Source organism: Saprospiraceae bacterium, assembly GCA_016714025.1.
In the GTDB taxonomy this organism is placed as follows: domain Bacteria; phylum Bacteroidota; class Bacteroidia; order Chitinophagales; family Saprospiraceae; genus Vicinibacter.
Genome location: JADJOB010000002.1, coordinates 1,509,092 through 1,524,102, shown reverse-complemented (window position 1 = coordinate 1,524,102; position 15,011 = coordinate 1,509,092). Strand labels below are relative to the sequence as shown.

The following is a 15,011-nucleotide window of genomic DNA, read 5'->3' as shown; positions in this document are numbered from 1 at the left end:
TAATAGCCTTATTTGTCTTATAATTTGCATTTATGAAACAAAGGGATCTTGAGCTTTATTGTGAAAGTCATACCCAACAGCCAGATGCTGTTCTGAATGAATTAGAACGCCAAACCTATTTACAAACCATTGCTCCACAAATGGTTTCCGGAAAAATGCAAGGTCGATTACTCAGTTTGATTTCTAAACTAAGTAACCCTCAATACATACTTGAAATTGGTACATTTACATCCTACAGCGCTTTGTGTTTGGCGGAAGGTTTAAAACCAGATGGTGAATTGCATACGATTGAAATCACTGAAGATTACAAACATATCGTCAATTCATATGCTTCAAAATCAATGTATTTTTCAAAAATTCATTTTCATTATGGTGATGCCTTGAAGCTTATTCCAAATTTAAATTATTCCTGGGATCTTGTATTCCTGGATGCTGCAAAAAACAAATACTTAGAATTTCTTGATATTTTAGAAGAAACCCTAAAACCAGGAGCCATTTTAATAGCAGACAATGTACTTTGGTACGGAAAAGTACTGGAATCGGAAAAAGATGAAGAAACAAACATTCTGGATCTTTTTAATAAACGCTTGCGTCAATCTCCACTTTGGGAAACACAAATTTTAGCATTACGTGACGGATTAAGTATTTCGATAAAACAATCAGGGTGAGCTCTCAATATCTTTTAAATAGTGAATTGTACCCAGAACAGGTTTCAATGAAAATTAGTAAAAATGGAAATCTGGTTCACCAAGCCTGGTATTTAAAACTCTTACTTAGATATTGCTATTTATTTGAACAAAATGGCTGTATTGTTCTGGTTCCTGTAAAACAGAGTATCATTGGCATCAATGCATTTTTACCCCCGGGAGTTCAACGATTGGATCCGATTAATACAAATCATGAAATTAATTTTGAAAATAAATTATTAGAAATAATTGCATCTAAAATTCCATGTGGAATTCTATCATGGTCTCAAAACATTAATTTATTACCGGCTGGATTTTATAAAGTACAACGAAACAATTATATACTTCACTTACTCCCTGAATACAGACAACTTCGTCAAAATTATACCTCTGGATTAAAAAACAGTTTGAATAAAAACAAGCACAGTGTCCATTTCAGTATTGATGCATTCCAATTTGCAGAATTTTACCTGAAAAACAGCAATAAAATAATCCCGAAAGCTTATAAAAACTCGCAATTACTATCAAGCATCATTTCAACTTGCCTTGATAAACAATATGGATTTATTAAATATGTTATGGATATTAATAAAAATCCAATTGCAATGGCCTTTTTTACTCAATATAATAATCGGATCGTCTATTTATATTCTTGTTCAACATCGGAGGGGCGATCTGTAGATGCTATGCATGCAATTTTGGACCATACGATACATGCATATTCCGGAAAAGATTTATACCTTGATTTTGAAGGAAGTATGGTTCCAGGAATTGCTAAATTTATGCAAAGCTTTGGAGCTACTGAAGAACACTATTACTTATATAGCTGGAATACTCATTGGAGCTGTAAAATCAAACAAGTTTTTAGAAATTGGATAAGTCAACTTAGAAGAAATTAGAATATCCAAAATGAATTTTTCCATTTGAAAAGCTAAGTGTCTGATCTCTGGATTGTCCCAATGCATATTGTAAACTGAAATTACCAATTTTAGTTTGAAATTGAATACCCGTCCCAAAGCCCATATTGTAGGTCCACTCAAAAGTAGTTCCTATGGATTGATTCAAATAAGCCATATCAACAAACAAATTGATAAAACTTGCCCGATCAAGGAAAAAACGGTATTCAAGTGTTTGAATTAAATCATCAGAACATTTAAAAAAATCCTCATCAAAACCGCGCAAATCTTTAAAGCCTCCAATTCTAAAAAGTTCATTCGACACCAAATTTCCAGATGTTAAAATACTGTGCAGATTTGTGCTCAACTTGAAAGTATGTCTTCTGCTCAATTTCAAATAGTAATCCAAATTTAATTGAACTATAGCCTGATCCTGATTAATATTTAAACTATCATATTGCTGCTTCACATTCAAAGCATCTGAATTATAAGTCAATAAAATATTGTTTTCCTTAACCTTCTTTTTACCATATTGCAGATTCATTCCAATTCGAAATCCCTTAACCGGAAGGTTTATATTATCCAGGCTGATCCAATGATATCCAAAGCCTCCCGAAAAATACCGGTAATCTAACTGGTCCGGCAAGCGTTTGGTACTAAGTAAACTCAAAGTATCCGGATTTAATAAACTAGAAGTACGATAATTGAATGTTGCTTTGATTCCTTGATTGAATGCAATAGGATAGCTAATTCCTGATTGATTATATAAATCAAAGTACTCCTCTTTATACTTATATAAATTAAGCAACTGGTTTACTCCAATGGGCAAATAGTTTAAATATGGAAATTCAAATCCCAAATTAAGCCTTGGAGATTGATCATTCAAATTTTCATACTTCATAAAAATACGTTCTGTCAGGCGAAACGCATTTTGCAATTCAAAACCTCCTTCCCCGGTGAGTCTGAATTTCCTGGAGCTCAAACCTGTTTCCGGACTAAATCCCAATATAAAATCAAATCGATTTAATTTGTTCTTATCGAGATAGAGCCATACGATTCCTTCATCACCTAAAAACAAAACCCGTGGCTCACTACTCAAATGCACTGCAGGAATATTCTTAAATACAAATGGAATGTTTTCAACCAATTCCTGATTATAAATTGAAGTTGGAAAAATTCTGGTCAACCGATTTAAAACAAAATCTCTCAAAGGCTTTTTGTTTCTTTGCTCTGTTTGCCTAAATTGGATTCTCGGGCCAAGGATTTTATTGATTTGATACTGGAGGGTATCATGCAAAACACTTACTCCCAGCAACTCTATCTTACAAAATGGGTAACCTGATTTTGCCTGGTTTCGAACCCATGAATTCATCAAATTTCCAAGATCTGCTGGCTGAATCTGATTAAAACGACTGCTTGAAATATAACCAACAATCGATTCTAAGCTATCCAATTCATTTAGAGTAATTTTATATTGCGAGCCTTTATAAAGTTTAGCATGAATTGGAGGGTTTAAAAAAACTGAATCTTGACTTGCAAGCCAGTGACCATCTTGCAATTGCTTGAATAACCAATGCTCAATTTTCAATTTAAGTTCATGAGTATCCTTTACATTTGCAATAATAAACGTATTGCTATCTGGTTCTTTCAGATTCGACAAGTTAATAGGATCTGTTTGAGAGAAACCAATGGCAATACCAGCACAGATAACCATTAACCAAATTAGTATCTGGATGGATGTAACCAAAAAACCATATCTCAATCCTGCCGGATTATACATACACATTCCTTATTGTAAACGAAAATGCAGCTATTGTTGTTTTCATTTCTCCACGAATTTAACTACACGAAACGAATTAGTTCAAGCATTGCTTAAAGAAATAAAAATAAGAGCCTCTGAACTCCCTAATCATACAATTAATACCTTATATTTTGGTGGAGGCACCCCCTCCCTATTTACTGAATCCGAGCTGTATGAAATATTAAACACAATAAATGGAAATTACCAGTTATTACCCGAAGCAGAAATAAGCATAGAAGCTAATCCAGAAGATATTACAAGTGCTTATTCCACAGGTCTATTAAACCTGGGCTTTAATAGAATAAGCATCGGCATACAATCGTTTTTTGATGAGGACCTGAAGTGGATGAACAGATCGCATACATCAGAGCAATCGCGGGATGCTATTGAAATTGTTAAGAATGCTGGATTTAAAAATCTAAGTATTGATCTTATGTATGGGCTGCCAAGTACAGACCAAAATAGTTGGAAAGATAATTTGAATGAACTTATAAATTATAATATACCCCATTTTTCAGCCTATTCATTGACCTTAGAAGAACGCACATCACTGCTTCATTTAGTTAAGGAAAAAAAATTAGTAATTCCACCCGATGAAGAAACGATTCGACAGATGAATTATTTATTAGACTTTTGTGAATTAAATCAGTATGAAGCTTATGAAATTTCAAATTTTAGCAAATCAGGGTTTCGCTCAAAACACAATAGTTCCTATTGGGAAGGGATCTCTTATATAGGATTTGGACCTTCGGCTCATTCCTATATACATCCTCATCGAAGCTGGAATGTATCAAATAATAATGCTTACATCAAAGCACTGGCGAATGATGAATCCTTTTCTTTGCAAGAAAAATTAAATGTAAATGAACTTTATAACGAGTATATCATGTTGCAACTCCGCCGAATAGAAGGGCTTAATTTAGAATATATAGCAGATCATTTTCCTCAGTTTTTAACATATGCGGAATCCGCATTGCAAAAGCAGCTTAAATTAAAAAATATCCAATTCCTTAATGGTCGGTATCAATTAACCCGTCAAGGAAAAACGATTGCAGATTCTGTAAGTTCAGATTTGTTTGTAGTTAGAGATAAATAATTACTATAATTTTATTATGTAACTTTATGTAGGTCTTATTCACAAAGTACTATTTCGTAATTCGTAATTATAAATTCGTAATTAAAATTAAATGCCATCAGCAATCGGACATGCTATTTTCGCACTTAGTTTGAGCCCATTCAGGCCTTATAATAACAAATTATTACTCAGTCTAATTTTAGCCATGGTTTGTTCGACAATACCGGATCTGGATGTAATTGGGTTTGAAGCTGGCATTCGTTATGGTTCGGTGTGGGGTCACCGGGGATTTTCACATTCTATTCTCTTTTCACTTATCACGGGAATAGCAGTCAGTTATCTATTTTTTAACGAGGAGTGTGAAACTAAAACCGACCGCTTTTTAATTAGTTTTTTCTTTTTTATAATTACCTTAAGTCATGGTCTATTAGATGCGATGACAGATGGAGGATTGGGATTAGGTTTTTTTATTCCAGTAAACAACGAACGATTTTTCTTTCCAATTAGACCAATACCCGTTTCATCCATGCATATTGAAACATTTTTTACGAGTTTTGGATTTTCCATTTTTAAGCAAGAAATGAAATTTATAGGCTTCGTTTCAGGATTGGTTTTACTTTCCGGATACTATTGGAGGAAATACTTTTATAATAAATAATATCAGGATATTCTGTTTTTTTCCCAATTCCAGGCAGATTCAAGAATCATTTCAAGGTTTCTTGTAGGTTTCCAATCCAATAACTGAATTGCTTTTGTGTTATCTGCATAAATACTTTCAGCATCCCCAGGTCTTCTTGGGCCAATCTTATAATTTAATTTAACACCACTCAACAATTCAAAGGAATGGATCATTTCCAGCACGCTATGACCTTTCCCAATCCCAAGATTAAATGCATTAAAAGGCAAACTATCTGAATGATTCATTAAATAATTTAACGCTTTAGTATGTGCATTTGCCAAATCCATTACATGAATATAATCCCGGATACAAGTTCCATCCGGTGTATCATAATTTGTTCCATGAACTATTAATTGATCACGCTTTCCAATAGCGGTTTCTGTAATTACCGGAACCAGATTTAATGCCGGATTTGTAGGTGCTTCTCCAATTAAAGCGGATTCATGTGCCCCAGCTGGATTGAAATACCTAAGTGAAATCGCTTTTTGATCAGGACCAGTAAACAAATCCTGTAACATCCATTCACCAATTTGTTTAGTCCTTCCATAAGGTGAAGTTGCTTCACCGAAAACAGTTGATTCAGTAACAGGTAAATCGTTTGTTTGACCGTACACCGTGCATGATGACGAATAAATTAGATATGGGATGCCTGCAAATTTCATCCATTTTAAAACTTCTATCAATCCACCTACATTGTTTTTATAATAAGTCAATGGATGTTGAACCGATTCACCCACTGCCTTTAATGCAGCAAAATGAATAATTCCCTGAATGTTTTTCTCTTTAGAAGCTAACTCGAGCCAGGAATCTTCAACAGACAGGTCTATTCTGTAATTAATAATACGTTTACCTGTAATTTTTTGAATTCCATCCAAAACAGATTCCGAACTATTTAACAATGAGTCAACTGAAATTACATCATATCCGGAATTCAACAGATCAATGATTGCATGACTTCCGATATACCCACATCCACCCGTAACTGCTATTTTTACTTTAGTGCTCATTCCTCATTTTTAAATTCCAAAACAGACTGATCAAAATAATCTAAAACTTTCTTTGTGATCTCGGGGCCAACCAAATTAAGTAATTCATCTTTCTCTGCATCCTTCAAACCTTGAATCGAGCCAAACTTTGTCAATATCTTTTGCGCTGTTTTGGTCCCAACCCCTTTAATATTTAGCAACTCAGTTTTTATAAAATTCTTTGATCGTTGATTTCTATGGAAATTCAAACCAAAACGATGCGCTTCATTTCGCAATTGCTGGATTAACTTGAGTGATTCACTTTTTTTATTGATGTGCAATGGTATTGGGTCATTTGGGAAATAAATCTCTTCCAATTTTTTTGCAATACCGATAATGGCCAGTTGTTTTTGCAATCCCAATGCCTCAATGGATTTCATAGCTGAAGATAACTGACCTTTCCCACCATCAATAATGATTAACTGCGGAAAACTTTGTCCTTCATCCTGCAATCGTTTGTACCGACGGTAAACAACCTCCTCCATGGATGCAAAATCATTTGGTCCAACGACACTTTTGATATTAAAATGCCTGTAATCCTTTTTGTGAGGTTTGGCATTTCTAAACACAACACATGCAGCCACAGGATTTGATCCCTGAATATTGGAATTATCAAAACATTCTATATGGATCGGAAGTTCTTTTAATTGCAATTCTTCCTGCAAGGTCTTCAAAATGCGCTCATGAGGTAGCATTTTGGTTCCATGGTTCATCCGTTCCTTTTTCTTTTGAAGTTGGTAATATTGAATATTACTAATCGATAATTCCAATAATTTTTTCTTATCACCTGATTTAGGTACAGTAATTTCAGTTTTGTCATCAGGGATGTATACATGAAACGGAACAATAATTTCCGGAGCCTGGCTATCAAATTTATCCCGCAGCTCCGGTATAGCCAAGGCTAAAATCTGAGCAGGGTCCTCATCACAATTTTTAGTTGCCTCAAGTGTATACGTATGGATTACTGCACCATCAATTACTTTTAAAAAATGGATATAAGCCTCCTGATCATCATATGCAATAGAAAACACATCTACATCTTTAATGGAAGTACTTACAACGGTTGACTTTCCCTGATAATCTTCAAATGCATTTAATTTAATTTTACATTGATGTGCTTTTTCAAATTCCATATTCTCTGCAAATCCATTCATCTGGGAGAGTAAAAATTCTTTAACTTTTTTCAAGTGTCCCTTGAGTATATTTTTAATCTGGTCAATTTTAAGCTTGTAATCCTCAACAGATTCAAAATGTTGGCAAGGGCCAAGGCAGTTTTTAATATGGTATTCCAAACAAACTTTATATTGATTTTTGGATAAGGCAACAGGACTTAAATTTAAATTACAGGTTCTAAGTGGAAAAAGCGTTTTGATCAAATCCAAAATAATCTCAGCTTTATATTTAGACGCATAGGGTCCAAAATAAACCGAACCATCTTTTATCAATCTTCGTGTAAAAAATACTCTTGGAAAATCTTCCTTTTTTATACAAATGTAGGTGTAGGTTTTCCCATCCTTCAGCATTACGTTATACCGGGGCTGGTGGGTTTTGATTAAAGAATTTTCTAATAATAGAGCATCTTGTTCTGAGTCTGTAATTGTAAATTCAATTGATTTGGCTTTGCGAACCAATGCCTTGGTTTTTGCCAGTATGTATTTCTTTTCGCCAAAATAGGAATTGAGACGATTTCTTAGATTCTTTGCTTTCCCTACATAAAGGATTTCCTCTTTAGCTCCCATAAAGCGATAAACCCCGGGATCTTTGGGAATGATATCAAGAATCAATTTAAAGTCATCTAAAGTCACGAATGCAAAAATAATCCAAAACTGCAGGCTTTAGAAGCTTTGAATATCTTGATCCTTAATAACTTAATTAGGCAGTTGCCTCAACGATCGGAACGGTTTCTTTATCTGAGCACAACACCACCATGAGATTACTGACCAGTTTCACTTTTTCATGGTCGTCCATTTTGACAATTCCTTTATCCGACAATTGCTTTAAAGCTCCATCTACCATCCCAATAGCACCTTCAACTATTTTGTATCGGGCTGATACGATTGCCTCTGCTTGTTGTCTTTTAAGCATTGCGGCTGCAATTTCCGGAGCATAAGCCAGATAGCCAATTCTAGCTTCCAAAACTTCAATGCCAGCTATTTCCAGCCTTTCATGAAGTTCTTTTTCCAAAACTCTATTTACTTCACTTTCTTCTGATCGCAGGGTAATTTCCTTATGGTCATCCACATGATCGTAGGAAAAACTTCCTGCAAGTTTCCGAACCGCTGCATCTGTTTGCACTTTTACGAAATGCAGATAATCTTCAACTTCAAATTGCGCTTTAAATGTATTCCTTACTTTCCAAACCAAGATAACCCCAATTTGAATGGGATTCCCGCGTTTATCATTCACTTTTAAGCGATCACTTTCAAAATTTCGTGCGCGAAGTGATAGATTTCTTTTTAGAAAAAACGGATTGGCCCAATAAAATCCATCTTGCTTGATAGAACCAACATATTTTCCAAAAAGGGTCATCACTTTGGAATTGTTTGGATTTACTATAATAAAACCAAGTAAAACCAGAGCAAGGACAAATCCTGAAATAATTTTAAAAATCGGATCTTCTACCAGAACAATTAATATTACAATTACCAATGATAACATTAATATAAACCAACCTGAAATTGGTTTAAACACTTTTTCATCCATGTGTTTTTGTATTAAACGGTCAATAAATAGTTAAACAAATACATTCTGGCATGTTGGCCAGTATATTATTTAACACACCAATAGAATTATTGGTTCCTTTTACCGTTTGATTTAAGTTCTTTGGCTTTCATTTCTTCATATTTAAAGCCTTTTAAACGATGTAAATCGGCTTCTGCCGCTATGTAAGCCATTTGATTCCAAAACGGACTGCTTTCAATTTTTTCAAGGACGCGAATTTGTTTATCCTGAGTTCCTGCCAATTCCGCTTTAAGTGCGATTGCATAGGCTTTAACAGTCCAGGCCATTGCTTCTTCAGAAGTTGTTGGAAGTTGGTCAAGATTTACTAATTCCGACTCTTTGATGCTTCCTTTAAGATATAACAATGCATCTAAATAGGGCTTGGTAACAGGCATAATAAACATCTTTGGATCTGCTGATTCCAATATATTTTTTGCATCCTGTGCTCTGCCAGATCGGCTATAGGCCTGATATTGCCAGTAATAAGCCATGCAATACAAATCCGAATTATTTGAAAAATCGCCACAGACTTCAAACATTTTTTCAGCATTTGGAAAATCATTTTGGCATTGAAATGCCAATCCCATCCACTTATATATTTCATAATGCATGCCTGCATTAATTTTTTTCTCAATCTCAGTTTTTTCGAGCATCCCTTTCACATCTTTTTGTCCTTCAACCGCTTTTCCTGCTTTCCAAAAATCATTTACAGCAGAACCAAATTGCCTTCCTTGAACAAAAGCAATGCCTCGATATAAATACAGATCCGCTGTATTTGAAAACTGTTCGATGCCTTTACTCAAAACCTGAATGGCATTTTCAACATAACCGCATTTTAAATTTTGGGCGCCATAAGAAACATAAGACTTCACATCATCCAAATGGCCCAGATAAAAATTTCGGCTTGCATCCAATTTCGCTTTGTTCTGTGCTTTAATAGAATCTGGTTCCGGCAATTCCTTTAAAGGTTTTCCATCCAGGGTTACTGCATAGGTTGATCCGGAAAGATTTTCGTCTGGAATAGCCTGGGCTGCTTGTGCTTGCTCTGGCAATGCTTTCGGTTCAGATTTACAACCCAGTAAATAAAACAGACTTCCAAATACCATTAAAACTAAAACTGTATTGAATTTCATTAGACTTTTATTTAAGATCACAAAATTCCTAAGTTTTATTAATTTCATTCTTTTCTTTGAGAGCCGTTAACAAAACCCGTTTTTATATTCTAATTCAATGTAAATCAACCATTTAAATAAATTTTATTTTTTGAAAATTCAATTCTACAGACTGGATTGTTCAATAGGCCTGATCAATTTGCTTTTTCTTGGCCTTAGCATATTGATTATAACAAACTGCAATGCTCCAGAAACTGAATTTGAACCCTGCTCCCGGCATTATGAATTGGAGTCGCTGGAACCAGCAGAAGTTAGCACCCAATGGATCCCTTATCATACCGGTCAAATTTTGCTTGCCAGTTCCCAAACCGGACCAAGCTGTACTTTTAAAGTAGATAGTTTCCCAATAATTTCCAAAAGTGAACGCTCATTCTTTGAAATCCCTTGTTACGAAGATTCTTTAAAAACCAACCAGGTATTTTATTCAAGCAAGGTATATCAATGCAAATTAATCAACCAGACAGCATGGTTAGCGATTCGTGAAATACACATTACATTATATGTCTTCTTAGATGAAAAAAACAGCCAATTAGAGCAACTCAAAATGGCCGACATTTTAGAAATTAGTCTGGTAATAAATAATGGCACGCTGCCTGGAGAAAATGTGCATACTTTAAAGTTTCCAGTTTTAGACCGGGGAATTTCCAATTTATTTAAATCGAATTTTGCATTTGATACTGAATTGATCGTTGCAGGTAAAAATTTACAACATGTTTATTCAAATTATGAGATCAATGAAAAATACAAAATCTTTTATTCAGCTCAGGGACTCCTAGGATTTGAGCTTCCAGATGGAAACCAATATCTATTTTAAAAATTTCCAGTGCTTCAATTCAATATGAAATCGTTAAAGTGGTATTACTTTAGTTTGCTAGCCCTCCTTCTGTTTGAATTCTTGCGAGTCTATTTTATAATGCCACTTCCTGGTAGTCAGAAATTTCAAACCGTTGATATTGCTTATGGATTACATCAAAATAGATGGCTAATTCGAAGTATTTGTTGCTTGTTAATTTTACTAAATCTGCATTATGCATATCAACAGGCCAAAATAAAAAGCATGCTATTTCTTATGTTGGTGATTTTTTCAATCGCTTTCATACAAACACAAATGATGGCTGATACCATGTTTTACCAACCAAATCAACTCATCTTAAAAAATTCTTCAGAAAATAAAATTCCATTAACTCGTCAAATTATTGGAATCCAACAAGGTCAAGAAGCTAAAGCATATCCGATTTCATTTTTAGCATATCATCATCAGGTTCGTGATCAAATTAATGGACAGGATGTATTAATTAGTTATTGTTCCGTATGTCGCTCCGGGAGAGTTTTTATACCAAAAGTTAATGGGCAAACGGAAACCTTTCGGCTGGTTGGAATGGATCAGTTTAATGCAATGTTTGAAGATTCAAAAACCGGCAGCTGGTGGCGACAAGAAAATGGCGAAGCAATTACCGGGCCATTGAAAGGACAAATGCTGGATCTTTTTCCGAGTACCCAACTCAGTTTAGCTCAATGGTTGACATTATATCCTGACAGTAAAATCATGCAAGCGGATCCTGCTTTTAATTCAAGCTATGATAGTCTGGCTTTATTTGAACAAGGAAAGTCAAAAGGTTCTTTAACCAAGACGGATACAAGCTCCTGGGGAGAAAAATCCTGGGTCATTGGTATCTCAAAAAATAATGAACACCTGGCAATTGATTGGAATCGCCTGCAACACGAAAAACAAATTGTGTTTAATTTAGGTGGGCAAAATTGCTTTATCACATTGACAACATCAAATACAGATTATTTTGCTTTTGAAGTCCCGTTCGAATTTAAAAATATCAGCCTTAAACAAGACACCATCTTTCTGGATCAGTTTCGCTATAGTTTAAATGGAAATTGCATCGATTGTCCGGAAACTGATACCTTCAAAAATCTAATATCCTTGCCTGCATACCAGGAATTTTGGCATAGCTGGCGGACCTTTCATTCAAATTCTCAAATTTATTAAAACAGGTAATTAAATAAAAAAGCCCGAAAACTAGTTTCGGGCTTTCTATATAACCAGATTTCGATCTATTCAAATTTTTTACTGCCATCCTTTTGTATGACATACCTAAAGGAATAATAACGAGCCGGGTCTCTTTGATAATTTGGTACAGCTGGTGCATCTTTATAGAAACTCAATATTTCCATCTTTACAAATTTATTATCATTGGTTTTAATTACTATAATTTTACCTGGAATCGGAGAGACTATAAAATTGATGGGATCATAGCTTTGCCAGGCTTTTCCAATTGCTAATTCAGTTGCTGATACATCCTCCTTAAAAATACTGTCCTTTGGTACTTCTTTTAATTCATTAAATAGTCCATTTGCAATAAAAGCACTTGCAGATCCTGGTCCACTTATTTTACTATTGACAATAATCGTAGTAGATTTAAAACCAATATCCCATTTCGTAGTGGCACTATCAGCATGAGACACTATCGAACTATCAGAAAATCGAAATAAGGTAAATTGATCCGTTCCAGGGGATGTTTTGCCGGTAATTGGATCATAGATTACCGGATCTGCAGCCAGATTGTTAATATTTACAGTTTTAATGTTAACTCCTGTAATTGGATCATCATCACTGCATGAAAGCAGGCTGCTTATGATTCCAATTCCTAGTAATAAATACCATGTTTTCATAATTTCATTTTTTTATAAGTTTATAATTAATAGTGATATACAAATTGCGTCCAAATAAATTTGGAATTCGGTCTGGATCTTTATAATTAAATAAATTGTCAGCACCAAGCTGGAATTTCAATTTAGAATAAAGAAGTTTTGAAATGGAAATATTGCAGAGAAAATAACCAGAAACAAAATGGTCGAAGCGATCTAATATCGCATTTGAATTTGCATCTGAAGAAGGTCTTACATTTCCCTGAACGCTCCCAGCGGTATTTGAAATTCCAAATTTACTTTTATAAATAAGCCTAAATGAAGCATTCCAGTTTGATTTAGAATTTTCGTAAAATAATTTAATCGACTCTGTATGTCTGGATCGATTATACAAACCGAAATAATCAGATTTTGAAATTAGATAACTTACTTTTGTTACAGGATCCCTACCAAAAACAAGACCGTCCTCAATCGCTTTTAAAACTTCTTTGTCTTTCGCAAATAAAATCTGAGAATTTACTTCAGTCTGGATACAATCTTTAAGTTTAAATCGAATACTGGCTTCAATTCCTTGCGTATATGCTTTTTTAATGTTTGAGTACGAGTAAATTGTCTTAAGATCTTTTGTTATCGCCACTGCTTGTGTTTCAATCAAATTCTTTAAATCATTTCTGAATAAATTTATTTCAAATTGAGCTTTAGAATGAAAATCATATTGTGCTCCCAGATTAACTGCAATTGATTTTTCAGGAAAGAGCTTACCTATTAAATTGACATCATAGAGGTATTGTTGAATTTCACCTTTTTGGTCTAATAATTCCAATTCAGATTTTAACTCACTGGTGCCGTATACAAAATATCCTGCAGCAGCATTTCTGAAGTTCAGATATAAATATCTAAAATCAGGTGATTTAAATCCGGTTCCAAAAGAAGTTTTAAGTTTTAATTCCGGAAACACTGTCCATTGAATGGCTGTTTTCGGACTCCATTGATTCCCATAAACAGGATTCATATCATAACGAATTCCATTTACCCATTCGACTTTATTTCGCCAACTGAATTCATGCTGTATGTATAAATAATTGGTTAATTGAGTCCGGAATTTATCGTCATCATATCGGTTGGTTTTTACTCCTTCATAAGCTAGACCAGCGCCTATGGTATATTTATGAGCAGCATTAAAAAAACAACTTGCCTGAATTTCCGGTTTAAACAATCGTTGTTCAAAACTATCTGTGTAGTATGCAAGTCCACTAACATTTTGATTTAAATAAGTGTATGCTTGATAAATGCTACCATAGCTTGTAAGGTTTACAAATGCACGTTCTCCAATTTTCAATTTGTATTGTGGTGAAATGCTGTAGTCATTGATTTGCGTTTTCCCAAAGACCCGGATTGAATCTGAAGCATTGACAACCTGGTAGTTGTTTTCCTGATTTTCTCTAAAAGCTTTTGTATTCAGCAATAAAAGATGTTTCCCATTCCAGTCCTGTTTAATCTGAAACTGTAAGGTGGAATTAGAATAAGGCGACACAGTTTGTCCATATATATCAGGGTGAAAATCAAATCCAGCAGTTCGATAATGGTTTCCAAATAAACTGACATTTAAATTGGAATGATTCCAATTGGTATTTATTGATGCATCGATCGTATTGTTTGTGGCATACTTCAAACCCAATTCCAATTGACTCTGCAAGGGTGATTTAGTAATAATATTGATAACACCTCCCAAGGCTTCTGAGCCATATAAGCTTGAGCTTGGACCCTTGATAATTTCAATTTTTTTTACATTGGCCAAAGTGATCCGATTTAATTCAAGATTACCAGTAAGTCTGCCGATAATCGGTTCACCATCCAACAAAATCATGGTGTAATCAGGATTCAGACCTTGCATTTGAATGCCATTCCCAAAACCATTGATTTGAGCAACTACATTTAATCCACTTTGCTCGTTGAGAATATCTTGCAGGCGGCTTGATCCACTCAAGCTGATCGATTTTGCTTTAATAACAGAAACCGGCATCGGGACTGTACCAATGCTCCGCTCGGTTTTGGTAGCCGTAATTATCACCTCATTGAGCTGAATGCTATCCGATTGTGCGCTTAGCTTATGTAATAGGAAAATCAGGCTTAAAATGGTCAAGAATCTCATTCGGACCACAAAAGTCATACAGGAACGAAATTAAAAATACCCCTTTCAGAATAAAGCCTACCCCAAAACGTTATATCTTAGAGCATTAATTCGGTCATTATTTTGTCAATTTGAACCTAAAATATGGCCAAACAGCTTTATTTTAA

The 15,011-nt window shown here is 34.5% G+C and carries 13 protein-coding genes; 6 read left to right on the top strand and 7 right to left on the bottom strand.

Annotation, left to right across the window (positions count from 1 at the left end; all coding sequences use genetic code 11):
• Nucleotides 1-32: 32 nt before the first annotated feature.
• The gene (locus IPJ80_09315) at nt 33-668 is read left to right on the top strand and encodes an O-methyltransferase (GenBank protein ID MBK7913683.1); all 636 of its coding nucleotides are present in this window, start codon (nt 33-35) and stop codon (nt 666-668) included.
• 47 nt (nt 669-715) lie between these two features.
• Nucleotides 716-1,585, top strand: a complete 870-nt coding sequence (locus IPJ80_09310; GenBank protein MBK7913682.1) for a hypothetical protein — start codon at nt 716-718, stop codon at nt 1,583-1,585.
• On the opposite strand, the gene IPJ80_09305 is transcribed toward IPJ80_09310, so the two are convergent.
• Nucleotides 1,572-3,362, bottom strand: a complete 1,791-nt coding sequence (locus IPJ80_09305) for a hypothetical protein (protein MBK7913681.1) — start codon at nt 3,360-3,362, stop codon at nt 1,572-1,574. The two genes, IPJ80_09310 and IPJ80_09305, sit on opposite strands and share 14 nt — an antisense overlap.
• Here IPJ80_09305 and hemW point away from each other — a divergent pair.
• Entirely contained in the window at nt 3,316-4,479 is a 1,164-nt protein-coding gene (hemW, locus tag IPJ80_09300; GenBank protein MBK7913680.1) for a radical SAM family heme chaperone HemW, read from the top strand. The genes IPJ80_09305 and hemW overlap by 47 nt on opposite strands.
• A 91-nt stretch (nt 4,480-4,570) precedes the next feature.
• The gene (locus tag IPJ80_09295; GenBank protein MBK7913679.1) at nt 4,571-5,116 is read left to right on the top strand and encodes a metal-dependent hydrolase; all 546 of its coding nucleotides are present in this window, start codon (nt 4,571-4,573) and stop codon (nt 5,114-5,116) included.
• 2 nt (nt 5,117-5,118) lie between these two features.
• Here IPJ80_09295 and galE read toward each other — a convergent pair whose 3' ends face one another.
• The 4 genes from galE to IPJ80_09275 form a co-directional block, all read right to left on the bottom strand.
• Nucleotides 5,119-6,144, bottom strand: coding sequence for a UDP-glucose 4-epimerase GalE (gene galE, locus IPJ80_09290; GenBank protein ID MBK7913678.1), 1,026 nt, complete (start codon nt 6,142-6,144; stop codon nt 5,119-5,121).
• The gene (locus IPJ80_09285; protein MBK7913677.1) at nt 6,141-7,967 is read right to left on the bottom strand and encodes an excinuclease ABC subunit C; all 1,827 of its coding nucleotides are present in this window, start codon (nt 7,965-7,967) and stop codon (nt 6,141-6,143) included. Before IPJ80_09285 ends, galE begins: the two co-directional genes overlap by 4 nt.
• Before the next feature lie 67 nt (nt 7,968-8,034).
• Nucleotides 8,035-8,865 carry an SPFH domain-containing protein gene (locus tag IPJ80_09280; protein MBK7913676.1) on the bottom strand — a complete coding sequence of 277 codons (831 nt, stop codon included), beginning with the start codon at nt 8,863-8,865 and terminating at the stop codon, nt 8,035-8,037.
• An 86-nt stretch (nt 8,866-8,951) separates the two neighbouring features.
• Nucleotides 8,952-10,016 carry a hypothetical protein gene (locus IPJ80_09275; protein MBK7913675.1) on the bottom strand — a complete coding sequence of 355 codons (1,065 nt, stop codon included), beginning with the start codon at nt 10,014-10,016 and terminating at the stop codon, nt 8,952-8,954.
• 130 nt (nt 10,017-10,146) lie between these two features.
• Between IPJ80_09275 and IPJ80_09270 the strand changes: the two genes are divergently transcribed.
• Together IPJ80_09270 and IPJ80_09265 are read left to right on the top strand one after the other, a co-directional pair.
• The gene (locus tag IPJ80_09270) at nt 10,147-10,869 is read left to right on the top strand and encodes a hypothetical protein (GenBank protein ID MBK7913674.1); all 723 of its coding nucleotides are present in this window, start codon (nt 10,147-10,149) and stop codon (nt 10,867-10,869) included.
• Nucleotides 10,870-11,112: 243 nt separating this feature from the next.
• Nucleotides 11,113-12,054 (top strand): DUF3179 domain-containing protein, encoded by a 942-nt coding sequence (locus IPJ80_09265; GenBank protein ID MBK7913673.1) that lies wholly within the window; start codon nt 11,113-11,115, stop codon nt 12,052-12,054.
• 65 nt (nt 12,055-12,119) lie between these two features.
• Here the strand turns inward: IPJ80_09265 and IPJ80_09260 are convergent, their stop codons facing one another.
• Together IPJ80_09260 and IPJ80_09255 are read right to left on the bottom strand one after the other, a co-directional pair.
• Nucleotides 12,120-12,737, bottom strand: coding sequence for an HmuY family protein (locus IPJ80_09260; GenBank protein MBK7913672.1), 618 nt, complete (start codon nt 12,735-12,737; stop codon nt 12,120-12,122).
• Nucleotides 12,738-12,741: 4 nt separating this feature from the next.
• A complete protein-coding gene (locus tag IPJ80_09255; GenBank protein ID MBK7913671.1) occupies nt 12,742-14,883 on the bottom strand; it encodes a TonB-dependent receptor in 2,142 nt (713 codons plus the stop codon).
• Nucleotides 14,884-15,011 lie beyond the last annotated feature (128 nt).